Origin of the sequence: Pseudovibrio sp. POLY-S9, assembly GCF_001431305.1 — a bacterium.
In the GTDB taxonomy this organism is placed as follows: domain Bacteria; phylum Pseudomonadota; class Alphaproteobacteria; order Rhizobiales; family Stappiaceae; genus Pseudovibrio.
Genome location: NZ_LCWX01000088.1, coordinates 26,686 through 50,254, shown reverse-complemented (window position 1 = coordinate 50,254; position 23,569 = coordinate 26,686). Strand labels below are relative to the sequence as shown.

Here is a 23,569-nt window from a genome sequence, read left to right as displayed (position 1 = left end):
AACCCCCCCGCCACTGGATCTGTTGGAGCATCCATAGTGATCTCTTCGCCAGCAGCAGCTTTTGCCTCTACGTGGTCCAGGTAAGCTTTCCACTCGGTTTTGGCTGTTGTGCCATCTTTGAGCGCAGCTTCAATATCGCGGACTTCTTCCAGGGGTGTGCCTGTGTTGCTCTTCAACGGATCTTTAACGCCATCAGAGATTGCCGCTGGAGCTGTTGTCTGCACTGTTCCAAACAGGGTCTCAAAGTCGGAAATAGTTTGGCTGTTGCTGGCAATATCTGCTGCGTTGCCTTTGATCTCACTTGCAAAAATGCGATCAACGTCTGCGCTGTCGGCAATGCCGGTTTGCGATGCCTCATCAAAAGCTGTTGTAGCGTTGTCTGACGAGCCTGTGTAATGAGTCACCACATTGCTGCCATCTGTGGTGATAGTAATTGTGCCTGCGTGTGCCATGCCTGCACTCGCCAGCAAGGCGACCAGAGCACATGAATATTTGAGATGAGTCATAGTATAAACCCTGTTTAAAACAATAGAAACTGAGCTAAATACTGCTGCCGGAAACTGTGTAGTTGGCATGCAGAAATTGTTCTGTCGCGTCAGGCGAGCAGTTGTTTGTATGCAATTTGTGTTTGTGTGAAAGAAGCCTGCGATCAATGGACTTCATCATGTGCTTACTTATATTATCTAGAACTCTTGAAGAATATTAGTGAAACTGAGCCCGTAATAATTAAAGGGATTATATTTGAGGAGTAAGAAGCCTGAATTATCTGGGTTTTCATTGGCGTGATCCTGCAGGAATTGTCTGCAGGCCAGTGCGCTCCCTCTTTTCTTGTCCGCCTGAAACTAGGGGGTATAGCTGACAATAATTAAGGGAAGCAGGTTCGGGTCCCTGGCATTGCGCGTAAAAAGGCAAATAAAAACCCCGCCTCATAAAGAGACGGGGCTTTTTGAGTGTGCGAGCGCCACATGAACATGTGCCCGTGTGGGGCCTATTATTGTTATTGTTCGTTCTTATTGTTTTTATTTGGCTCTAAATGGCTTCACCCATGGCAAAGCCGCTTAGATTAGTCGCTCGCAGGAAAGTTTTTCTGCACGTTGTCCAAGTCGAGGACGGTTGGCAGAGAGGCCTCGTTGCCGAGGAACTGAATGGCATGTGCGGAAGCTGCACGAGCCAGTTTGAAATGATCATCCCAGGTCCCCTGAGGGTCTGCCAGGTAGCCGTAAACATAGGCGCCGTGGAAGGTATCACCCGCACCGTTGGTGTCGATGACGCGTTCTTTTGGCACTTTCAGAGCTGGCAAACGCTTGATCGGGCACTTGTCTTCGTACCACAGCAGGCCTTTTTCGCCCTGAGTGACACCACCGACCTTCACGCCTTTGGCACGCAGGTATTCCAGTGTGTCTTCCGGGGATTTTTCCAGCTGCTCACAGAACAGCTCAGAAACAATCGCTACATCAATGTAGTTGAGTAGCTCCTCGGTGTTCTCACGAACGGCACCGCCATCCAGAGACGTCAGGATGCCATGCTTGCGGCACAGCTTTGCGTAATGCAGAGCAGCGTGTGGGATGTGACCGTCTACGTGCAGCGCCTGACAACCAGCAAGGTTGAGTTCAGGAACCGGATGCAGGAAGTCGTTGTCACGGCAACGCACGATGGCACGCTTGCCATCCTTTGGCATGATGAAGGAGAGGGAACTTTCCTTCACTTTAGCGCCGTGGATCGGAATGGAATACTTGGCCGCCATGTCGCGGAACATGCGAGACAACCAGTCGTCTGCCATGGAGCACAGCAGGTCAGGTGAGATGCCCAGCTTTGCGCAAACGAAAGCCGCGGTGACAGCGTTGCCACCAAAGCTGACAGCGTAATCCTGCGCAATTGCCTTCTCATCACCTTCCGGCATGGTCTCTGACAAAAAGGTCACGTCAATATAGGACTGGCCAATAAATAGCGCTTTCATCCTGTACTCCATTAAAGTCCAGGCCACACCCCCAACGTGTGGCCTGTGAGGTCATTCTTACTGCGCCAGGGATTTACCAGTGCTGCGAAGGTCTTCAAAGGCTTCTGTCAAACGAGTGACGATTCCTTTTTCACCTTCACGCAGCAACTTGCGCGGATCGTAGACCTTCTTATAAGGGACACCGGTCTCTGGGTCGATCTGGTGTTTGAACGCATTTGGCGTTTCGAACACATAAGCGCCCGCCTGTTCGGAGAATGCGAACTGGGTGTCGGTGTCGATGTTCATTTTGAACACGCCGTAGCCCAGGCTTTCTGCGATTTTTGCTTTTTCAGAGCCGGAACCACCGTGGAACACGAGTGGCAGTGGGTTTTCACCCAGACCGTGGGTTTCGCGAACCAGTTTCTGGCTTTCACGAAGAATCTCAGGGCGCAGCTTCACATTGCCTGGCTTGTACACGCCGTGCACGTTGCCGAAGGATGCCGCCACAGAGAAGTGACCCAATGGGTCGAGGCGATTGTACGCTTCCAGCACGTCTTCTGGCTGGGTGTACAGTTTCGGGTTGTCAGATCCGATGTCATCGTCGGAACCAACGCCGTCTTCTTCACCACCGGTGCAGCCGAGTTCAATCTCAAGGCTCATCTGCAGTGGAGCCATGCGCTTCAGCAGGCGTTCACTTTCAGACAGGTTGTCTTCCAGAGTTTCCTCAGAAAGGTCCAGCATGTGAGACGTGAAGAGTGGACGACCATTTGCACGGAAGTAGTCTTCACCGTGCGAGATAAGAGCTTCCAGCCAAGGCACCAGCTTACGGTTTGCGTGGTCTGTGTGGAGCACAACGCAAACACCGTAGTGTTTTGCCAGCAGGTGCACGTGTTGGGCTGCGGAAACCGCGCCAAGAACACGGGCCTGGAAGCTATCCGGCAAGGCTGCTCCAGCATAGAACTGTGCGCCGCCGTTTGAGAGCTGTACGATTACGTCGGATTTGTTGGCTGCTGCAGCTTCGAGCACTGCGTTGATTGAGTTGGAGCCAACTACGTTTACTGCTGGAAGAGCGTACTGCCCTTCGCGTGCTGCCTGAATGAGGGTTTTGTATTCTTCGCCAAAAATGACGCCTGGACGCAGCTTCGTCACCTTAAAGGTCTCCCGATCGCATGTTGAGTGAGTAAAAAGCGAAGCCCGGGAGGAGGGAATGCTGTCTATAACAGCAGGGAACGGACTCCGCTTTTACTCATGTGGTTCGGTTGTTACGCACCAGCTAAAAGGGGGTATAGCTGGCAGTAAGGCCCCGAATTAGGCTTGCCGAGGGTGGCGGCAAACCTTGCAGGTGAAAAACTTTTCACCGGGTGCAAAAAGATTTGAAGGGAAAGTGCATCGAAACGCGTTGGAATGAAATAAGTAGGAATACGTAGTTGATGCAATCGCACGAAAGCGTGGTTTGACCACGTTATAACGATTTAAAATTCCCTCAAATGACAAATCACAAACTAACTGAGGGGAACGTGCGGGTTAGTTGCAATATTATTTGTACCAAAGCGCTTTGGCGAGACATATATCAGTATTACCTCGAGTAATAGGTATTGAACCCCATGACAGATTGTCGCCGAATATTGTGCGCTTAAGGGGAAAACCCGGGTGATTTTTCGGTTTTGCAGGCATTTTGCCGGGACACTACAGAAAAACCACCCGAATTGACGATTAGGTCAACTTGATGAGTCGCTTACTTTACTCGTTTAAACGACTCGTATTCTCCGCGTGTTTGCAATGATAAAGTAACAGGGCTGTTAGTTCTGTTTCGCCAGAACCAACCATGGTTGCCATCAAATGCTGCCGTGATCTGTCCTTCGTCCTGCGGCACGCCGCGCCCTTTCACATAGGAGATGGAGCGACCACCCCCGTCTCCATGTGTGTCAAAGTTCAATGTGCCTCCGTTTGCCGTCCAGCGAAACGCTGCACTCTTGCCGGCCTTCATCACCAGCTTCACCTCAACACCCTGACCAGGATCAAGTTGAATGGTGGTCTGATCGATTTTGATGGCAGGTGTCGGGGCAATTGGTTGAGCGGCGGGTACTGCAGCAACAGTTTTCGCTGGTGCAACAGTCTTTGTGTCAACTCGGCGAGACGTGGCAGTCACACGCTCGCGCAACTGCTGTTTCAGCATCACCTCAGCCAGCTTGCGTTCAATCTCGTCAACGCGGTTGGTGAGTTCCGGTGAAGTGGTTGTCGCTGGCTGAGTGAAGGCTGTCGGTGCAGAAGCCGCTGCATCGGTTGCACTTTCCTCTGCCAGCTGGGTTTTAATCTCACCCATCTCTGTCAGGCCTAGAACGCGGCCCATGCCGGTGGCATCTACTCCATATTCAGAGGGCAGGATAACCACGATGAGGAGGGCCAGAGCAGACAAAGCCGCAATGATGGTGGAGCGTTTCAGTTGTGCGGAAGACGGCAACTCAGAGCGTTTTGGTGGAGTTGTATTGTGCATGGGGCCTCGCATTACAAAGATAGGATGAGGCCCGTGAGCTGGTATCCTACCAGCGCAAAGCCTGCTGTCATCATGGTGGTGTTCATGGAGTAGGCGTAGCGCCAGAAGGTCTGCGTGCGCCGCCAGTAGCCCATAACAATGAGAATGCCGCTCAAGGCCAGCAGTTGGCCAAGTTCGACACCCACGTTGAAGGCGAGAAGGTTTGGCACCAGCCCATCCGGTGAGATCTCGTATTCGAGGATCTTGGTGGACAGGCCAAAGCCATGAAAGAACCCGAAGACCAGTGTGGTGAGGCGGGTGTTGGGCTGATACTTAAACCAGACCCGGAAGGCGCCCATATTATCAAGCGCTTTATAGACCACTGAGAAGCCAATGATGGCGTCAATGATGTAGGCGTTGATGCCAATGTTGAAGTAGACTCCAAGCAGCATCGTGGTGGAGTGGCCGATCGCGAACAGGCTCACATAAACGCCGATGTCTTTGGTCTTGTAGAGGAAGAACACGATCCCAAGCAGGAACAGGATGTGGTCGTACCCCGTGACCATGTGTTTGGCCCCCAGATACATGAAGGGGATGATGTTGATCCCGGAGATCTCTTGAATATAGCCCTTGTCACCGGTCGCGATGCCATGGGCTGCCGCAGGCAACGTGAGCGCCAGCAGCAGGATGCAGGAAAGCAGCAGCAAACGCGCGGGCGTCCACCGCTCAGCGCCTGCGCGCTGAAGAGGAAATGTCATGGAAAATCCATCTGTAGTTTATAGGATTGGTGCTACAGAAGGGATGGTCGGGGAGGGCGCTCCAGCCTTGAAGCGAGGTCATATCGCAAGCTTTTGACGGGCTGCGCCACGTGCTTGCCAACCTCAGCAGAAATCACAGGACGCGTGAAATGTGCTTCAGCTGGTGCTTCATGAGAATGATCAGCAGAATTATGTCCGTGCAGATGTCCGGAGATTTGCAGGTCATCTTCAAACGCGTCGTGGCTGTGGCCTGCTTCCTGATCATGCGTGTCCGCAACCACATGCTGCTGATAGGTGGTTTGCGCCAGAGCACCCAGATCATGCGAGGGCGTTGGCCGGCCCATGACAGAAAACACAAGCATCAGAGTGATGCACGTGAGCAGGGCAGATCTCAGCAATGTCACAACACGAAACGGCATGCAGCTGTCGGTGAACTCTCAAACATGGAATGCGCTGAATAGTCAGAGGACTATGGCAATACCATGGACCTTGGCAGAGAAAAAGACAGGAAAGTTGAGTGCCTTGGAAAACCCATGCTACCACGATAGCTTATCAATGATTCTCGTATTTATTGCCAATAGGAATTACTACTCATTGTGTTCTTTGCATTCATATTCATGAAATGTCATTAGAGTTCACTTATGTGCATTTTTGTATTGATGTTACGCTCAGAAGCAATGAATTAAGCACTTTTGTTTCGACTCTTGCGTGTAAGGGCAGCGGCTCTCTTGAAGAATTCGGGGTCCCAGTCGGTGATGGATGTTTCTTCGACGGATGTTTGTAGGCGCAGTGTTTGGTCGGAGACGAGGGCGGAGAAGCCGGAGCCTGCGAGGTCTTCCAGCATAGCAAGTTCCATGAAGGCCTTTTGGCGTGGCGAGCGTTGTGACTTGTACTCTCCGTTCCATTTTGAGGCCAGTCTTGGATTGCCAACAAAATCTGTGAGCCCTTTGCTTTCCTGCTGGTTATCTGCCTGTGCAGGCATGTTTGAGTGCGCGGGCTTTGAGTTTAACCATTCCGCCGTTTCTCCTTCTATGAAGGGGGTACCATCGTTGAAGGACAGTTCGCGAAGTTCCGGGAGCCGGCCTATGAACTCTTGGGTGCTCTCTGTGATGGCATTAGCGACTTGTATGTGATCGGCTTTGAGAGCCAATTGAGCTGAAATGAACTGGCCTTCAATCCAAAATGGCATAGAAAACAGCGTTGTTTCTAACTGGTGAATGATTGCTATATCTGCATTGCTTTGCTTGAGCGCATCGCGATACTTGTCGCAGGTATCTATCGATACGGCAGGAATAATAGTTCGGGACTCAGATGTTATCTGAGGTGCACCTGTTATCTCTTGCCAGCATGCATGGCGGCGCAGCTGGTAGATAAAGGGAAGGGATGGGTCTTCCTGAAAGATGAGTGTGCATATCTCAGCGGTGGTGCGTTTAAAGGAACGTGCATCCATCGGAGTTGCGGAACCGATACTTCCCGTCTTTGCTCCATCTCCTGATGCAGAGGCTCCTGCGGCGGTCTGCGCTTTCTCTTTCTCCGTCTGCTTCTTTTCAAGCTCAAGTCTCTCCTGAAGCACACGAAAATCTTTTACAAGGCCGTGCTCAAGCAAGAGTTCGTTTTTGGTCAGGCGAGCAAGGCTTTCATCCAGTTTTTCAGCTTCTGTGCCGGGCTTGCCGGGTAACGCATCCATGCTGAACAAACCGCAAATACGGCGTAGGATGAGATCAAATCTTCGATCTTCTTTTGGACAGAGGTCTGCTCTTGGCATTGTTAAGCAGGCATCAAGGCCTCGGATGCAACTGGTCAAAGCCCCGCGTGTTTTCCGCGTCATTCGGGCAAGCAGCACAGCTTCCAAAACTGCCAGGCTTTTTTGAGTGTTTTGCAGCAGTTGCAGCGCTTCCCGCTCTATCAGACTCCAGTCGATCGAGCCGTGAGAGAGGGTGCCGCGTTTCATCAACTCATCACTGACGGCGTCAAAGTCTGGGTGATCTTCAATGTCCTCTTCAAACCTATCTGAAATGGGGGAAAGGACCGCTTTGGCGAGGTCGTCATAGGATGTTACGAAAAGAGAAGACGCAGCCGGAGCTGCCTCTTCTGATTTTGCTTCTGATGCGGTCATGAGAGTTACATCTTTGCTGGTAGGATAAGACCGGACAATGGTTGCTTGCGTGCGAGCGAACTAGCACCTTTGTGAAGCAGTGAATAAGTTGCTTTTTGACCGTCGAAACTAAATTCGATCAGTGCACCATTGCTGTCAAAGCCCTTCGTTGTAGCAAAGTCCAGCAGTCGGAAACCAGACCAAGGCCCTTTGAACGTAACTGTATGCGGACGACCTCTTCCTGCGGGGAAAACTGAAAGGCTGCTCTCTGCCTCATTCGTAAGGACGTTAGGCCAAATCACGCGGATTGGACGCCTTGGCCCATGTGAATAGGAAATGATCTGCCCTTCAATATTCATCACAGCACGACGCAGTTTGGCTGCAAGAGCCACAGGCTGAATATTGTACTCAACGCCAATGAGCCCTTCGGAGTTAAAGTAGCTCCTGCGCAGATCCAGAATGATCTTCAGGTTGTCCTGGAAATCCTTCTCGATGGCTAAGTGGCGGCCATCGATGGTTTTGGGTTCGCCCGTTGCTTCATCAACAAATACAATGAGGTTTTTCTTATAGAACGTCTCGATTTTGCCGCCGGGACCGAAGAAACTCTCAAACTCTTCAAGTGGAATCTCTTGCTCAGCTTGTTTGTTGAATGGATAGAGCTGAGCGTAGTTCAGATTATAATCCGCATAAATCTCTTCATTCCAGCTGCGCTGTAGTTCCTTCTTGGCTTCTTGCAGCAGAACCTTCCAGCTTTGGTCCGCTAATTTTGCGAAGAAGCGGTTCAATGGACTTGGCAGATCAACACCTATACGTTTGAGAGTATAGATCGGGTCCTCTCCCTGCAGGTCAATCCTAGCCTTCGCGCGTGCAAGGGCCACCTCGCCAGAGCGCTCCCCAGCTTGTCGAATGTCTTTGAGGTATTCGTAGAGTGTGTTGAGTGCAGCATCCAGATCTTCTAGATAGGCTTTTTCGCCTTCCTCCGCTTCAACCAAGCCGTTCAGATTGGAAAAGGCCCGACGGACACGCAATCCTTGCTCGCGGTAGATATCGAAGGGAAGGTCAGAGTCCACAGCCTGTTCGGCATTCAGCTCGATAAGCTTGCCCTCATAGATCTCGGTTTCACTTTTAACGCGGTTGATGAGCCGGTTCAGCGGTCGGTCTGGGCCAGTCAGGGTTTCAAGAATATCAACCGCATGATCCAGATTTCTGAAATCAGTAATTTCCAAACGGTTCAGCGCGGTGTTCCAACTGGAGATGTAATTGGTCGCATAGCGGGACACGATCTTGCGACGGAATTCTTTCAGGTCGGCTTGAGAATACTCAACCGTATCGCGCTCATCTGCGACCCATGCATCTTCAACAGCAACGACCGAAAGGCCATCATTCATTTTTACGAAATAGTCCAGATAAGCGTCTTTTGTGAAAAACTCTTTCACCCCAATCGGCTGATCGTTTCCGCTGCTGCTCCTGGTGCCATCAAAAACGATGTTGTAAGCAGGTCCGATATCATTTCGGAAATTGACTGATGAGGCAAGCTGTCTGTCGCTGACCTGTTCAATATTGCGGTAAAGGCGAAGGTCTCTCGGAACTTCTCTTAAGTCTCTTTGGGAGTTTTCCACCAGATCTTTGTCGAGTGCGGCTTCTAGCCCTGCAGTCTCAATGGCAAAGACCAAATGATCACGAAGAGCTTTTTGCAGCTTTAGATCACCTTCAAACTGCTCTTGCCATTTCTGTTCCATCCAGGCTTTGACCAGCAGCTCATTTCGTCGTGATGCGTCTCCCAACATGAGATAGACGCGCAAAGCTTCAAGGCGTTCATTGCTGTCTCTACCGGTCTCATTTTCTCCAAGTTTTGCGATCTCATCTCGCACGTATGCTGCCACTTCTGGGAGAAAGTAGCGTGCGAGCATGTCGACATATGCTTTCTCAACTTCCGGGCCGATTTTGTGTCCCTGATAAAGCTCAAGCTGAGACATAAGCCAGTTTCGACTGCGGTAATTGCCAAAAATGTCGCTTGCCGATGTAAGGGCTCCAAGAGAGCGAATATAATTTTGCCCGGACGCGTTAGAGTTTTGTGCTGGTCCTTGTTGGAGCAGCTCTTCAAAGCTCTCAGTGATATCAACGACCTGATCTGCACGTGCGCGGTTGCTTTCGTAACCCATCCAGTAAGCGCTGAAAAAGCCGACATACAACAATGAAGCCGCAAGGCCTGAGCCGATGAGTGCGAAACGCTTCGCGCGTTCAATCTTGATATTGTCGCCAGCAAGCCCCGCTTCTTTGAAGACCACCTGATCAAACAGGGCGGAAGAGAAGTACTGCTTGGATGGGCCACTGTGAATGGGCAGGATTGGCGGCGCTATTTCGTACTTTTGTGAGGTTGCCTGCAAAACAGGATTTGTTGGGATGGCTTCCTGCCGGGCTGATGAGAAGAAGATGCCCCGAATATGAGGGGCGGTTGAAAACTTGTCTTGATGCAGGGCTTTACCAAGGAAGCCACCCAAAATTGTACTTAAGCCAGCCATCTCACGGGTGAACAGATAGAGTTGGCGACGTTTGTGTGCTGAACGAATATCTGAGATACGATCGACAGTGGTATGATTGAGGTTTTCCAGCAGTTTGGCAAAAGCTGCATTAAACTCGTCTAACCACTTGTCTTGATCCCGACCACTATGAAGATCAAATGTAAAGCCAAATGGCTTCGCCCTTTCTGCTGTGGGCAAACATCCAATGAACTCATGGAAACCATCGATGAGGTCGAACTTGGTAAGTACGACATGGACGGTGTAGCGCGTGCCCAGCACTTCTGTCATTTCGTTCAGGCGAGCATGAATAAGTGCTGCTTTCGTGTTTCGCTCCTGAGAGGAGAGCGAAATAAGCTCTGACAGGTCGAGGCATAAGACAACGCCGTTGATGGGTCTGCGTGGTCGGTTATCACGCAGGAGTTTGAGAAAGCGGCGCCATAAACCTGCGTAATGTGTTTCATGAGTGTCAGATTGCTTTCCGTTTACATGTTCAACAAACTGGCCAGCAACATCAAACAGAACCGCCTCGTCGGTTACCCAACAATCAACGTCTTTTGTCGGTTGCACATGCTTGGCGTCTTCCTGAGAGAAAAGATGTGCAAGTGGAAACTTTAAATTCGATTCAACAATAAGGGATGTCTTGCCCGAACTTGGAGATCCCAAAACCACAAACCAGGGTAGCGCGTAGAGGTTCTTTCCATTTCTGCGAGAACCCTTGCCTGCCCAGTTTCTGCTGATGGTTTGCAGGGCTTGGTTGAAGCCACGCTCGAACTCATTCAGATAGGATAGATCAGGTGTTTTAGGCTTTTCTCTTTTATCTTTATTTTTACTTAAATCAACGTTCTTCTTCTTTATGCTTACATAAATTAAGTTACTGGCACCCCAAATTATGGAAAAAACTGCCATTGCAAGGGCGCTGTAGATTAATTTTTTTTCGCTTGAGCCTGCGAAGGAGAACACAAAATCCCTGAAGAAAAATACACTTAAAACGAGTAAAATTAGAAATATCGAGCTTATAAATATATATGATGTAGTTAATTTAATAATCGATAATAGTATAGTTTTGATTATTGAGAGAGCTCTAGTTATCATTACGTTTCTCTGGTTTGTATTAATCAGGTCGAATCGCATTTTCGGGCAATATTAGCTTTTTTCTCGAAATATTTACTTTGATAATCAATATTACTAAAGTCCAATAACGGAAGTTTTACTTTTGGGTTGTCGTCTGTTTTTCTTTCCGATAGGCCTAAGGGAAATTTAGAGTCGAATTGACGCTAAAGTTTTCAATTTTCAATTTAAGTACAATCTTAGGTAGTTTCTAAGATGTTTTCAGTTTTATTAAGAAGAGTGGGGAAGGCTAATGGCTGGCAAGGAAGGTTCTGTTGCGCCCAAAGAGCGGATTAACATTCGCTATGTTCCTGCAACTGGTGACCAACAGGAAGAAGTCGAACTGCCGTTGCGTCTTGTCATGTTGGGTGATTACAACGGCAAAGAAGACGATACGCCTCTTGAAGAGCGCGAGCTGCTTTCAGTTGATAAGAATACCTTCGCATCGGTAATGAAAGAAGCGGGGCTGGAGCGTGAGCTAACGGTCAAAAATACGCTTGTTGAGGAAGAAGACGCACAGCTTGCGGTCAATCTGAAGTTTGAAGGACTAAAAGACTTCGAGCCAGATTCTATCGTGAAGCAAATTCCTGAGCTTAAAAAGCTAATCGATCTGCGTGAGGCTCTTGTTGCTCTTAAAGGGCCGCTTGGAAATATTCCTGCGTTCCGCAACCGACTAGAGCAGCTGCTACAAGATAAAGAGCAGCGTGAGAAGCTTCTTTCAGAGTTGGATGCAGTGGTTTCGTCTCAGGAAGAGAACAGCTGACACTACGTCATTATCAATAGATTTTATAAACAACTGCGGAGCTCGTTCGTTTTGATCCGCAAGTACATTTCAAAGTAAAAACATGGATGTGATGACATGGTAGATGTATCAGCTTCTGCCGGCCAGCCAGATGTTGCCGGTTCGGGGGCCGCGATTTCTCTTCTTGACCAGATCATGGAAGAGACCCGCATTCGCCCTGAAGACGAAGAAAGCTATTCCATAGCGCGTAAAGGCGTTGAAGCGTTTATTTCTGACCTCCTTGCGAGCCAGGAAGTTGACCAACGGATCAACCGCGTATTGGTTGATCGTATGATTGCAGAGCTGGACCTGAAAGTATCAGCGCAGCTTGATGAAGTTCTGCATGATGAAAAATTTCAGGAACTCGAGTCTGCCTGGCGCGGTCTGAAACTGCTGGTTGACCGGACAGATTTTCGTGAGAACATCAAGATTGATGTGCTTTCTGTCTCTAAAGACAAGTTGCTGGAAGATTTTGAAACCAGCCCGGAAGTCGTACAATCTGGCCTTTACAAACACGTCTACTCCAGTGGCTATGGCCAGTTTGGTGGCGAGCCTGTAGGCGCAATGATTGCCAACTATGACTTTGGTCCTGGTGCCCGCGATGTAAAGCTGCTTCAGTTTACTGCCTCCGTTGGCGCAATGGCCCATGCTCCGTTTATTGCGGCAGCTGGTCCGAAAATGTTCGACGTTGATGAGTACGTGGATCTGCCTGCGCAGAAAGATCTGTTCTCCATCTATGAAGGACCGCGTTTCCGCAAATGGATGGGCTTCCGTCAGAGTGAAGACTCCCGTTACGTTGGCCTGACATGCCCACGCTTTTTGCTTCGCATGCCATATGATGCGGAAGAAAATCCGGTTGATGCGTTCGTCTATAATGAGAATGTGACAGAAGAGCATGAGAGCTATCTGTGGGGTAACACTTCATTCCTGATGGCAACCCGCCTGACAGAGAGTTTTGCCAAGTATCGTTGGTGTCCAAATATCATTGGTCCGCAATCAGGTGGTGCTGTTCACGACTTGCCGGTACATGTGTTTGAAGCCTTTGGTCAGCTCGAAGAGAAAATTCCAACGGAAGTTCTGGTTACAGATCGCCGTGAATTTGAGCTTGCCGAAGAAGGTTTCATTTCACTGACGATGCGCAAAGGCTCTGACAATGCGGCGTTCTTCTCCGCAAACTCTGCTCAGAAGCCAAAGATCTTCCAGAACACCAAGGAAGGTAAAGAAGCGGAGACCAACTATAAGCTTGGCACTCAGCTTCCTTACATGATGATCGTCAACCGCCTTGCTCACTACATTAAAGTGCTGCAGCGCGAACAGATCGGATCATGGAAAGAGCGTGAAGATCTGGAGCGTGAGCTTAATACCTGGCTCCGGCAGTATGTGGCTGATCAGGAAAACCCACCTCAAGATGTACGTTCACGTCGTCCACTGCGCGCAGCAGAGGTTATCGTCTCTGATGTAGAAGGTGATCCGGGTTGGTACCAGGTGTCTTTGAAAGTGCGTCCGCACTTCAAATACATGGGAGCGAATTTTGAATTGTCGCTCGTTGGTAAGCTGGACAAGGATAGCTAAGGGCTGCCCATGAGAAAGCGCGATGAACCCGTTGTTTGGGACAGCAGGCTTCGTACAGCGCGTGGCAGTTTGTTCGAACGTTTGATTGCTGATGAGGAGGAGATCTCTCCTCCTCAGAACATCGATCTGTTGGAAGCAAAAGTAAACTCTATCAAGCGTCATCTAGCCAAGCTGTTGAATGCGAGAGCAGGGGCTTCTGCTGCCACACCAGATTTAGGACTGGTTGATTTCAACTTGTCCAGCGTGGCGACAAACGACCTTACGCAACATATTGCGGCCTCTATCCGCCAATGCATTGAAAAATATGAACCGCGCGTGCAGGTGCGGTCCGTCCATTTCGTTCGTGACCCTGACCGCCCATTAGAACTGCGGTTCAAGGCAACTCTGCTCATGCCAGCCTTAAGTCAGGGGGAGCAGGTGCAAATCGATATTCTTATGAAAGATGGGCATGTCGCTCATATTGTTTAGTCAAGCAGGCAACCAGCTGTGAAAGCTTCATACTTTCAAGACGAATTGACTTATCTGCGAGAGAGCGGTCGGCTTTTTTCCGAACGCAATCCGCGGTTGTCAAAATATTTGTCTGATGCCTCCACGGATCCAGACGTGGAACGGTTGCTGGAAGGCTTTGCGTTTTTAACGTCAAAATTGCGCGAAAAGTTGGATGATGAGCTTCCAGAGCTTACCCATTCACTCGTGCAGCTACTTATTCCGAATTTCCTACGGGCGTTTCCATCAACCACACTTATGCAGATGGTCCCCGTTGAAAAAGCGATTACAGAGCGTCAGGTATTGCCGTCGGGCTCGCAGATCTTGTCTCGCCCAGTGGATGGTATTGTCTGTCCCTTTCAGACAACAGCAGACGTAACGGTCTATCCGCTCGATATTGTCGATCAGGATGTTCAGCGTTCTCGCGAAAGCACTGTTCTGACATTGCAGTTCCAGACATTGTCGGGCCTGCCTCTGTCCCGGCTGAGTTTTAATGACCTACGTCTATGGATTGCTGGCGATGAAGTCGCCGCCCAGATGCTTTATTTGTGGATGGGCCGATACCTGAAAGACGTCACGGTTTGCTTTCGTGCTGATGGGGACAATGAAGACGGTGTTAGCCGTTACAAGCTTCCAGCCTCAGCACTGCAGCCAGGTGGTTTCGGCGGCTCTGAAGCGTTGCTGCCCAATGAGAATTCTGCTTATGAAGGCTACCGGCTCTTGCAGGAATACTTTGTCTTTCCTGCAAAATTCCAATGCTATGACATTGATGGATTAGAGCCCTTTTTCCGCAATCGTGAGGAAACAGATTTCTCATTAGAGTTCACTTTTTCCAGACCTTTGCCACCTGATGTGAAAGTGCGTCCGGGAACGTTCCGCCTCTATTGTGTTCCAGCGGTAAATTTGTTCGACTATGACGCCGAGCCCATGAAAATCGATCATAGTCAGATGCGGTATCCAATCCGACCGACAGCAAATGGTCGCGGCGCCATAGATATTTTCTCTATCGATCGGATCATGAGTTGGCGTGCCGCGAAGGATCCAACGAGCGGTTCTCATCTGCGTGAGTATCCCTCCTTTGAATCTTTCCATCATGAGGTCGAGCGTGCGGATGGTCTAACTCAGATTTATTATCGTCTGAGACTTCGCGAAGCGTTGGGCAAGCGCGGTATGGAGCATCTGGTTTCATTCGTGCGCCACGATAATGAGCGCGCCATTCCAGAACATGAAGTTCTCTCTGCTGACCTGAAGTGCTTCCATCCCAAACATGCCATGGAATTAGGCGCAGGTGATGTGCGTGAGCCGACAGGTGAAACGCCGAGCTTCGTGACATTTAAGAACCTGAGCCAGCCCAGTGCACCAGTCTATCCACCGCTGGATGGATCGCTTTACTGGAACCTGATCTCCAACCTATCTCTTAATTACGTTTCATTGCTTGAAAAAGAAGCTCTGAAGACCGTGATTGCGACCTACGATTTTCAGGCTCGCCTGAACAGGCAGGATGAGCGTGTCAGTAAGCAGCGTATTGATGGCATCATTTCCATCGAGACGAAACCGGTCGACAAGTTATTTCGAGGGCAGGCCGTTCGAGGTTTGAAAACTGTCATGTCTCTCAGCGAAGACGCATTCCAGAGCGAGGGCGAAATGTTCTTGTTCTGCAGCGTGCTCGCAGAATTCTTTTCTCTCTATTCAAGTGTCAATTCGTTCCACGAACTCATCGTAAATGGAACACAAAACAATGAAGTCTATCAATGGCCAGCGAAAATTGGGCGACAACCTCTGATTTAAGAGGCGACCTACAGTTTAATGCTCGCAGCTGGTCATTCTTCCAAGCTGTTGAGCTGATCCAGCGTTGTTATGATGAGCGCAATGAAGTTGGTACGCATCTTTTGCCGAAAGATGAGAAGATCAACTTCAGCGTCATGCATTCGCTTGGCTTTCCGCTGTCTGATATCGCCAGCATTGAAAGACAGGGTGATCAGGAGACGAACGTCGAACCGGTCGACTATGTCGATTTTAATATGGAAGTGACGTTTCTCGGTCTGCACGGCTCAAGCTCGCCATTGCCCTCTTATTATCAAGAGGTCATAGCCAAATACGATGCGCAAGGCTCCTTGATGAAGGGGTTCTTTGATTTCTTCCATAATCGTCTGGTCGGCCTCTTACACCGTTCCATGCGCAAGTACCGCTTCTATGTGCGTTATGAGCCGGGTGCGTTGGATCCATTCTCGCAATGGGTGTTCTGCGTTTTTGGATTATCGGATCAGGAGTCGCGGCAAAAATCACCCATCAACTGGGCACGCTTGCTTACGTTCGCAGGCGTTTTGGCGTCTCGCAATCGTTCACCTGCTGCGATCGCAAGTGTCGTATCTCACGCCTTTTTTCATAAAGAAGTGGAAGTGGAGGAATGGGTTCAACGAAGAGTGGACATTCCCGAAGGGCAACGCTCTGAGCTGGGCCAGCACAACATGTTGCTGGGTGAAGACACCATTATTGGAGATAGCGTTTCTGATATCTCCAGCAAATTCAATATCTTCATTAAGAATTTGAGCTTTGAGCGTTTTCAGGACTTCCTCCCTCATGGACGAGACTACAAGGCCTTGCGAGATCTGGTGGAATTCATGCTGCGTGATCAACATGCCTACGACATCAAGTTGGAACTGGCGGAAAACCAAGCTTCACCGGTCATGCTTACCGACGAATATGAAGGGCGGCTGGGTTGGTCAACCTTTCTGGACAAGGGTGATGGACGCTCGCGCGAAGTCCTGATCTCTGCGCGGTTGTAGGAGGGTAGTATGAAACTTGTCCTGGTCATCAACAACACGTCTACGCTTGAAAACGGCAGTAAAGCCACTGCCACATTTGACAAGGCAGGCGGAAACATCGGTTCTGGTGAACAGTGTCACTGGCAGCTGCTGGATAGGCGCAACTCTGTCTCTCGCGAGCATGTACGCGTGTTTTTTCAAGACGGTGTTTATTGTGCGGAAGCCGTGAGTGATGAAGGCATCATCGTAAATGGTTCCAATCGGCCAATCCCGACGGGTCAGAGATTTCGTGTCTCTGACGGTGATGTCTGGAAGGTTGGGGCGTTCAAGTTGACCACTTATGTGGTTGCTGAAGGCAGCGAACTGGAAGACCAAAGCGAGCAATGGGCAGGCCGGTTTGCAGCCATAGACACAATTGTGTCCGGACGCTTGCAGGACGAAGATGAGCACACACAAGATAACATCGAATACATCCTCGCGGACCGGTTGGAGAGTGACCTCAGTGAGGATTTCTTTGCAGGCAATCAGCGGGCAGGGGCCCTTGCATGCGATCCTGTAGAGGTTCTTGACCAGCAGGATGATGAAGGCCTGCCAGGCAATCAAGATCCGCTCTCTCAATTAAATCATGACAGCAAGCCCGACCAACAAGAGTTGGACGAGGACTTATTGAGCACTCTGGGGCTACAGCCTGAAAACAGCGGTAAGGCACTGGGTGTGGATGATCCTCAAGCACATCACCGTTTGATGATCATGCCCCAAGCAAAAGGAAACCATACAATGACCAATACAGGTACAGAGCCGGTTGATCCGGATATGGACAGCTATCTTGAGTCTCTGACGAACTCGGGCGGGCAAGAAATGTTGGTCAGCGATATTCAGGAGACTGAAAGCTGGCATGGTTCCGTTGCTCTTTCTGAATCCGGAGAAGAGGGCATGGTAGATCATGTGGTGCTGCGACCTCTTCTGACAGCACTGGGACTACCGGCCGGCAACATGAGTTTGCCTGAGGCGAACCGTATCACTCAGGATGTTGGCGCAGCCTTGAAAACGGCAATTGCTGGGTTGATGGCCATTCATACGCAGCAGTGGGAAGACCGTTCGTCAATGAACGACACTCACCTGCATCCGGTGGAAGATAACCCGATCCGACTGGCTCAAAGCCCTGAGCAGGCGATTGAAGACCTTCTGCTTGTTCAAAGCCCTGTTCATTTGAACGCTCCCTCTGCCATTGAAGAGAGTCTGATGCAGATTGAACTGCATGAGAAGGCAAGCCGTATTGCAGCGGATGAAGCTCTGGAAGCGGTTCTCCTCGGCCTTTCTCCTGAGAACCTGAAAAACCGGTTTGCACGCTACAAAGGACATGCCCCGCGGACTGGCGATCTGGATGGCTGGAATTGGCAGATGTACGAGCATTACTACCAGGAAATGCGCTCTGGTCGCCAACGCGGATTGACGCGCATGTTCTGGGAGATCTTCCGGCAAGTTTATGACCGCGAAATGCGGAGCCAGCACTTGTATGCAGCTGAGTGACGTTTGATGGCTAGCGAAGATTTGAAGGTGTCCAGCTTTGGGAAGAATGAGGCGGTAGGCATACGATGAACTGGGGTTGGACACTAAACGCGCTCCTGCAAAAGGGCTTCCATCTTGCCTTTGCACTAGTTGCACTGCTGGCGTTGAGTGCATGCGAAGCACAGAAAATTCCTGAGAAGGTTTTCAAGGTTGTCATGGACCCAGGCATTCCGGTTGGAGAGCCTAAGGACCAGCCGACACTGATTGATGTGACCATTTTCTCAGAGCCAGGATCGAACAAGAATGATCTGGGTGAGAGCGTGCCGATTGATGTTTGGGTCTTCCAACTGGGTGACGATGGCAAGTTACTGCAATCCTCTTTTGAAGAGGCAACCGAAGACTATGAGAACGCTCTTGGAACCACCTTCATAGATGTGAAGGAGGTTCAGGTCATGCCCGGTGAATCCAAGGTCGTGAGTGAACTGGAGTTGGACGAAGACACTGTTTTCATTGGTCTTGTGGGTGGCTATGCGAAGCCTGAAAAAGTCGATTGGCGCGTCGTCGAGCAGGTCAAGCCCAAGGGAGAAACTTACAAGCTGCTTGCTGTCATCAGCAGAAAAAAAATTATCACGAACCTTCATCGGTAGGTTTGAGAGCAAATAGGTTTATTTAGATTATGTCACTGCGAAACCATGTAATTTGGCGGGATGGTCTGTTTTTGAAGCCCCACCATTTTCAGCAGCAACAACGATATTTAGAGCATCTTATCCGCTCTCGCAGCGAGGCGATTGATCCTTATCAGCACGGGGTGAGCCGGTTGGAGATCAATAAGGAAAGCCTGCTGCACGGTAAGCTGCTGGTTGACTATGCGCTGGGAATTTTCCCCGACGGTACAACGATTGATGTGCCTGGCGAAACAATGGCGCCTGCGCCTTTGGATGTCAGCGGTGAAAACGTCGTCGGGCAGATGGTGTATCTGGCTTTGCCATTGCGCTCAAACGGTGTTCCCGAAGTAGAAGACCCGCTCAACCCTCAGGATGCGACGCGGATGCGTGCGTTCTCTCAGGATGTGCGCAACAACACCAGTTCAGATTCAGAGGCGTTTCTGGTGGATGTGGCTCAGTACCGCCTGCGATTGATGCTCGAACGTGAAGACCGTTCTGCTTTCACGTGTCTGCCCCTAACGCGTATCCGGAACAAGAACTCAGACGGCAGCGTGGTGCTGGATGATGAGTTTTTACCAATGGCCTCAACCATTGATGCTCAGCCCCGCCTGCGCAAAACCCTTGACGATCTCGTAGGACTGCTGCGCCAGCGTGCCTCTCACATTTCAAGCCGCATGGGTACACCGGGTCAGCGAGGTGTCTCGGATGTTTCTGACTTCCTGATGCTGCAAACGATCAACCGTTTATGGCCGGAATTTCGGCACATGTCCTCCCTCAAAGGAGTGCACCCAAAAGAGCTTTATAAGATGTTCTCCGGTGCTGCTGGAGAACTGGCAACGTTCACGCATGAGCAACGCATGCCAACAACGTGGCCGGCCTATCATCATGAAGAACCGCAGATTTGCTTCGATCCAGTGATTAGCTCTTTACGCCAGTCGCTATCGACGATCTTTGAAGCAAACGCAATCGCACTACCGCTGAACAAGCAGAAGTACGGCATCATCACGTCACCGCTCAGTGATCGGTCGCTTCTGAACTCAGCAATTTTTGTTGTTGCAGTGAAAGCCAGTATGGAGCTGGAAGAACTGGCAAAGTCGTTCCCGGCGCAAACCAAAGTGTCGTCCATTGAGCGCATTCGCGAGTTGATTCATCTGCATCTGCCCGGGGTCGTGCTTCAAAGGCTTCCTTCTCCGCCACGACAATTGCCGTATCATGCAGGGTTCTCCTACTTCCAGCTGGATGCCAACTCCGCAGGTTGGCAATACATTGAAAACGCGAGTGGTTTTGCCTTCCACATCGCGGGTGAATTTGCTGATTTGCAGCTGCAGTTCTGGGCTATCCGCAATGAAAGGACGACATGATGAGTGAAGTTGCAAATCTGTTTGACTCTGGTGATCCTGAAGTTGTTGAAGACGCGCCAATTGCAAGTGCTGAAACAGTGCCTCAGAATTTGAAGGATGTTTCCCCAAGGCCAGTGCAGCACATCAGTTTCCCCATGCGTGGACACAGCATCAATAAAATCATTGATGCAAGCCAGTCCTTGCTTGCCTTGATTTCACGCATTCCGGAAGTCTCTGAGAACAACAAGCTAGACTACCTGCACAAAGATGTTCGGGCTGAGATTGAATCCCTTGAGCTGGAGCTTCAACGTGAGGGTTTTGATCGTGCCACCATTCTGGCGCACCGCTATTGCCTGTGTTCTGCAATTGACGAAGCGGTGATGTGCTCTCCCTGGGGTCAGAATTCTGACTGGTCCGAGCGCAGTTTGCTGGCGTTGTTTCATAGCGAAACCTGGGGTGGTGAGAAATTTTTTATAGTTCTCAGCCGTCTGATGAGGGATCCGGTTCGTTACATTGAGTTGATTGAGTTCCTGTATTTGCTGCTCGGGCTTGGTTTCGAAGGCAAGTATCGAGTGATGCACAATGGCAAGCTGCAGCTCGAAGAAATCATGCGTGATGTTCACCACGTCATCCGGCAGGAGCGGGGTGAGGGGAATTTCGAACTTGGTCAATCAGAGAACAAAGTGATTGAGAAAGCGCATGTCGTTCATTGGCATACACCTGTTTCTCTTGTTTGGATTAGCCTTTTTATTTTATGCGCGCTGACCTACGCCGGGTTTTATTGGCAGATAGACCAATACACCGATGGGGTCGTCACTCAGCTGCGTGAAATGCTTTAATTTTGGAGATCGAGTATGGCTCGACTGGAAATCAAGGCGCTGATCGAGCGTCTCAACCCATGCTGCCGTCAGGCAATTGAAGAAGCTGCCAGCCTGTGCGTTTCGAACTCGCATCAGGAAGTGACAATTGAGCATTTCCTCATTTCACTTGTTTCACAACCTGCGATGGATATCAGGTTACTGGTGCAAAGCCAGAATGTGGATGCAGACAAGTTGAACGAGGCCCTTCGTGCAACGTTCAACCGATATCGCAGAGTTGAAGCTGATCGCACACCGACGTTCTCACCGCTGCTTCAGGACCTCTTGCAGGATGCATGGTTGATTGCCTCCGTTGAGCAAGATGAGAAAACCGTCCGCTCGGGTGCTGTTCTCATTGCCCTGCTCAATGAGCGTGGCCGTTATATGCAGATGGACTATTATCCGCTGCTCGAACGCGTCTCATCTGATGTTTTGCTGCGTGATTTCGAAGCATTGACGGTTGGCTCTTTCGAAAAAGATCACCGTGCCATACCGGGGACAGTATCAGGTGCAGGAGAGGGCGCTGACGGCTTCCTTCAAAAATACGGCACCAACTTCACTCAGCTGGCGAAAGATGGAAAAATTGATCCGATCTTCTGCCGCGATAATGAGATCCGCCAGATTATCGAAATCTTGTGCCGCCGCCGTAAGAACAACCCAATTTGTGTTGGTGAAGCTGGTGTAGGTAAAACCGCACTGGCAGAAGGTCTTGCGCTCCGTATTGCAACTGGTGAAGTCCCAGCAGATTTCGCCAATGTCTCCCTTTGGGGGCTGGATATCGGAGCGCTGCAAGCTGGCGCATCTATGAAGGGTGAATTTGAAAAGCGCCTGAAGGGCGTTATTGATGAAGTCCGCTCCAGTCCTGAACCGATCATTTTATTTATTGATGAGGCGCATACGCTCATTGGAGCTGGTGGTGATCAAGGTGGTTCTGATGCTGCGAACCTTTTGAAGCCTGCTCTGGCCAGAGGCGAGCTGAAAACAATAGCCGCAACAACATGGTCTGAGTACAAAAAGTACTTTGAGAAAGACCCTGCCCTGACCCGCCGCTTCCAATTGGTGAAGTTGGATGAACCGACCATTGATGAAGCGATTATCATCATGCGCGGGCTTAAAAAAGCCTACGAAGATGCGCACGGTGTTTACATCACCGAAGAAGCGATTGGCGCTTCTGTTCGCCTTGCAGCGCGTTACATCACAGGCCGTCAGCTTCCAGACAAAGCGATTGATGTGCTGGATACAGCCTGTGCCCGCGTTCGAGCTGGGGCCAATACGCCTCCTGTCGAACTACAAGATGTCGAGCAAAGCCTCCAAACCTTGAGCTGGGAAAGAGAAGGCTTGGAGCGCGACCAGCACACAGGCCCATTGGAGCCTGAGCAATTAGAGCGTCTCAAAGCCATCGCAGACCAGTTGAATGAGCTTGAAGCACGTAAAGCGGAGCTTTCGCAACGTCTGGAAACGCAAGTCTCCTTGGCTGAAAACTTCATTTCTGCCCGCGAAGATCTGTTCCAGAAGCAACCTGAAAAACTCGACGAAGACGCCTTGGATGAAGTCCGCGCAAACCTTGCAAGCCACAAGAATGCGCTGATCGCAGAAGCTGGGGCAGAGCCTCTGATTTCGGTAGAAGTTGGACCTTCAGAGATTGCTGCAATCATAAGCGATTGGACAGGTATTCCGATCAACTCCATGGTGCAGGATGATTACCATCGTCTACTGACCCTTGCTGAAACTATGAAGAAAGCAATCAAAGGTCAGGACCACGCCATTGATGCAATTGAAGCTCGCTTGCGTGCATCGCGGCTTGATCTTCACAAAAAAGGCCAACCGCTTGGTGTGTTTTTCCTTGCTGGACCTTCCGGCGTCGGAAAAACAGAGACAGCCCTTGAGGTCTCGCGCCGATTATTCGGCGGCGAAGAGTTCATTACCACCATCAACATGTCTGAGTATCAGGAGCGTCACACGGTTTCCCGGTTGATTGGCTCCCCTCCAGGCTATGTCGGGTATGGAGAAGGTGGTGTGCTGACAGAGGCCATTCGCAAGAAGCCTTACTCTGTCGTGCTGCTTGATGAAGTAGAAAAAGCCGACCCGAACGTGCTTAACTTGTTCTATCAGGCATTCGATAAGGGAGAGCTTGCTGATGGGGAAGGGCGCCTTATCGATTGTCGCAACGTGGTGTTCTTCCTGACCAGTAATCTTGGTTCTGACCAAATTGAGAATTGGGTTGCCAGTGCCGAAGATGGTCAAGTCCCAAGCCATGGCTCGATGTTGAAATCTCTCACACCGCTCTTTGCGCAGCACTTTAAACCTGCACTCCTCGCGCGGATGGAACCATTGGTTTACCTGCCACTATCTGAAGAAGTACTGGCAGACATTGTGCAAATGCGTCTTGCTGATCTCATCCAGCTCTTGAAGGACACACAGAAGGTTGCACTTTCCATTAGTGAAGAGGCCTATGAGCGTGTAACGCAAATGTGCCGAGTGGCCTCTAATGGTGCCCGGCTTGTTGATCAGGTTATTCAGCGCCAGCTATTGCCTACGCTTTCTATTGAGCTGTTAGAAGCTGGCCATCGCGGTGAGCAGATTTCCGCGATTAGCATTGACAGCCCGGAAGGTGAGGACGGCTTCACTTTCGCAGCGGCCTACGAGGCAGATGCTGACGAGGAACCAGCCGAAGACCTCGCTTTGGAAGAGGCGCATTAGTAT

17 protein-coding genes and 1 pseudogene are annotated in these 23,569 nt (G+C 50.3%); 10 read left to right on the top strand and 8 right to left on the bottom strand.

Going from position 1 to position 23,569, the window contains the following annotated elements; all coding sequences use genetic code 11:
• The 8 genes and pseudogenes from PPL9_RS07450 to tssM form a co-directional block, all read right to left on the bottom strand.
• Positions 1-506: pseudogene (locus PPL9_RS07450) on the bottom strand (hypothetical protein); the annotation flags it as partial.
• A 557-nt stretch (positions 507-1,063) separates the two neighbouring features.
• Entirely contained in the window at positions 1,064-1,957 is an 894-nt protein-coding gene (locus PPL9_RS07445) for a sugar kinase (RefSeq protein ID WP_057462100.1), read from the bottom strand.
• Positions 1,958-2,014: 57 nt separating this feature from the next.
• On the bottom strand, positions 2,015-3,085 hold the full coding sequence (gene fbaA / locus PPL9_RS07440) for a class II fructose-bisphosphate aldolase (RefSeq protein WP_057462099.1): 1,071 nt from the start codon (positions 3,083-3,085) through the stop codon (positions 2,015-2,017).
• A gap of 586 nt (positions 3,086-3,671) precedes the next feature.
• A complete protein-coding gene (locus PPL9_RS07435; protein ID WP_057462098.1) occupies positions 3,672-4,430 on the bottom strand; it encodes a hypothetical protein in 759 nt (252 codons plus the stop codon).
• An 11-nt stretch (positions 4,431-4,441) separates the two neighbouring features.
• Positions 4,442-5,167, bottom strand: coding sequence for a HupE/UreJ family protein (locus PPL9_RS07430; protein ID WP_057462097.1), 726 nt, complete (start codon positions 5,165-5,167; stop codon positions 4,442-4,444).
• 32 nt (positions 5,168-5,199) lie between these two features.
• Positions 5,200-5,586, bottom strand: a complete 387-nt coding sequence (locus PPL9_RS07425) for a hypothetical protein (protein ID WP_208989232.1) — start codon at positions 5,584-5,586, stop codon at positions 5,200-5,202.
• A gap of 263 nt (positions 5,587-5,849) precedes the next feature.
• Entirely contained in the window at positions 5,850-7,283 is a 1,434-nt protein-coding gene (locus tag PPL9_RS07420; RefSeq protein ID WP_057462096.1) for a TssA family type VI secretion system protein, read from the bottom strand.
• A 5-nt stretch (positions 7,284-7,288) separates the two neighbouring features.
• Entirely contained in the window at positions 7,289-10,876 is a 3,588-nt protein-coding gene (gene tssM / locus PPL9_RS07415) for a type VI secretion system membrane subunit TssM (protein ID WP_208989231.1), read from the bottom strand.
• Between the two features lie 268 nt (positions 10,877-11,144).
• Between tssM and tssB the strand changes: the two genes are divergently transcribed.
• The 10 genes from tssB to tssH all read left to right on the top strand — a co-directional run bounded on the left by tssB (position 11,145) and on the right by tssH (position 23,566).
• A complete protein-coding gene (gene tssB / locus PPL9_RS07410) occupies positions 11,145-11,654 on the top strand; it encodes a type VI secretion system contractile sheath small subunit (RefSeq protein WP_057462095.1) in 510 nt (169 codons plus the stop codon).
• A gap of 96 nt (positions 11,655-11,750) precedes the next feature.
• Entirely contained in the window at positions 11,751-13,244 is a 1,494-nt protein-coding gene (tssC, locus tag PPL9_RS07405) for a type VI secretion system contractile sheath large subunit (RefSeq protein ID WP_057462094.1), read from the top strand.
• Positions 13,245-13,253: 9 nt separating this feature from the next.
• On the top strand, positions 13,254-13,712 hold the full coding sequence (gene tssE, locus PPL9_RS07400; RefSeq protein WP_208980636.1) for a type VI secretion system baseplate subunit TssE: 459 nt from the start codon (positions 13,254-13,256) through the stop codon (positions 13,710-13,712).
• Positions 13,713-13,730: 18 nt separating this feature from the next.
• A complete protein-coding gene (gene tssF, locus PPL9_RS07395) occupies positions 13,731-15,518 on the top strand; it encodes a type VI secretion system baseplate subunit TssF (RefSeq protein WP_057462093.1) in 1,788 nt (595 codons plus the stop codon).
• Positions 15,482-16,516 carry a type VI secretion system baseplate subunit TssG gene (gene tssG, locus PPL9_RS07390; RefSeq protein ID WP_057462092.1) on the top strand — a complete coding sequence of 345 codons (1,035 nt, stop codon included), beginning with the start codon at positions 15,482-15,484 and terminating at the stop codon, positions 16,514-16,516. Before tssF ends, tssG begins: the two co-directional genes overlap by 37 nt.
• A gap of 9 nt (positions 16,517-16,525) precedes the next feature.
• Entirely contained in the window at positions 16,526-18,025 is a 1,500-nt protein-coding gene (tagH, locus tag PPL9_RS07385) for a type VI secretion system-associated FHA domain protein TagH (RefSeq protein ID WP_057462091.1), read from the top strand.
• A 65-nt stretch (positions 18,026-18,090) separates the two neighbouring features.
• A complete protein-coding gene (gene tssJ / locus PPL9_RS07380) occupies positions 18,091-18,651 on the top strand; it encodes a type VI secretion system lipoprotein TssJ (protein ID WP_057462090.1) in 561 nt (186 codons plus the stop codon).
• Between the two features lie 29 nt (positions 18,652-18,680).
• Positions 18,681-20,030 carry a type VI secretion system baseplate subunit TssK gene (tssK, locus tag PPL9_RS07375; protein ID WP_082596636.1) on the top strand — a complete coding sequence of 450 codons (1,350 nt, stop codon included), beginning with the start codon at positions 18,681-18,683 and terminating at the stop codon, positions 20,028-20,030.
• Positions 20,030-20,848: a type IVB secretion system protein IcmH/DotU gene (gene icmH / locus PPL9_RS07370; RefSeq protein ID WP_208980635.1), complete on the top strand. Its 819-nt coding sequence runs from the start codon at positions 20,030-20,032 to the stop codon at positions 20,846-20,848. The genes tssK and icmH overlap by 1 nt, the downstream gene beginning before the upstream one ends.
• Before the next feature lie 15 nt (positions 20,849-20,863).
• A complete protein-coding gene (gene tssH / locus PPL9_RS07365; RefSeq protein ID WP_057462088.1) occupies positions 20,864-23,566 on the top strand; it encodes a type VI secretion system ATPase TssH in 2,703 nt (900 codons plus the stop codon).
• The last annotated feature ends 3 nt before the right edge of the window (positions 23,567-23,569 follow it).

Bases quoted from the DNA above. Each gene is read 5' to 3' on its own strand.
- PPL9_RS07445 (WP_057462100.1), bottom strand. From the start codon at position 1,957: ATGAAAGCGCTATTTATTGGCCAGTCCTATATTGACGTGACCTTTTTG.
- PPL9_RS07435 (WP_057462098.1), bottom strand. From the start codon at position 4,430: ATGCACAATACAACTCCACCAAAACGCTCTGAGTTGCCGTCTTCCGCA.
- PPL9_RS07430 (WP_057462097.1), bottom strand. From the start codon at position 5,167: ATGACATTTCCTCTTCAGCGCGCAGGCGCTGAGCGGTGGACGCCCGCG.
- PPL9_RS07425 (WP_208989232.1), bottom strand. From the start codon at position 5,586: ATGCCGTTTCGTGTTGTGACATTGCTGAGATCTGCCCTGCTCACGTGC.
- PPL9_RS07420 (WP_057462096.1), bottom strand. From the start codon at position 7,283: ATGACCGCATCAGAAGCAAAATCAGAAGAGGCAGCTCCGGCTGCGTCT.
- tssM (WP_208989231.1), bottom strand. From the start codon at position 10,876: ATGATAACTAGAGCTCTCTCAATAATCAAAACTATACTATTATCGATT.
- tssB (WP_057462095.1), top strand. From the start codon at position 11,145: ATGGCTGGCAAGGAAGGTTCTGTTGCGCCCAAAGAGCGGATTAACATT.
- tssC (WP_057462094.1), top strand. From the start codon at position 11,751: ATGGTAGATGTATCAGCTTCTGCCGGCCAGCCAGATGTTGCCGGTTCG.
- tssE (WP_208980636.1), top strand. From the start codon at position 13,254: ATGAGAAAGCGCGATGAACCCGTTGTTTGGGACAGCAGGCTTCGTACA.
- tssG (WP_057462092.1), top strand. From the start codon at position 15,482: ATGGCCAGCGAAAATTGGGCGACAACCTCTGATTTAAGAGGCGACCTA.
- tagH (WP_057462091.1), top strand. From the start codon at position 16,526: ATGAAACTTGTCCTGGTCATCAACAACACGTCTACGCTTGAAAACGGC.
- tssJ (WP_057462090.1), top strand. From the start codon at position 18,091: ATGAACTGGGGTTGGACACTAAACGCGCTCCTGCAAAAGGGCTTCCAT.
- tssK (WP_082596636.1), top strand. From the start codon at position 18,681: ATGTCACTGCGAAACCATGTAATTTGGCGGGATGGTCTGTTTTTGAAG.
- icmH (WP_208980635.1), top strand. From the start codon at position 20,030: ATGAGTGAAGTTGCAAATCTGTTTGACTCTGGTGATCCTGAAGTTGTT.
- tssH (WP_057462088.1), top strand. From the start codon at position 20,864: ATGGCTCGACTGGAAATCAAGGCGCTGATCGAGCGTCTCAACCCATGC.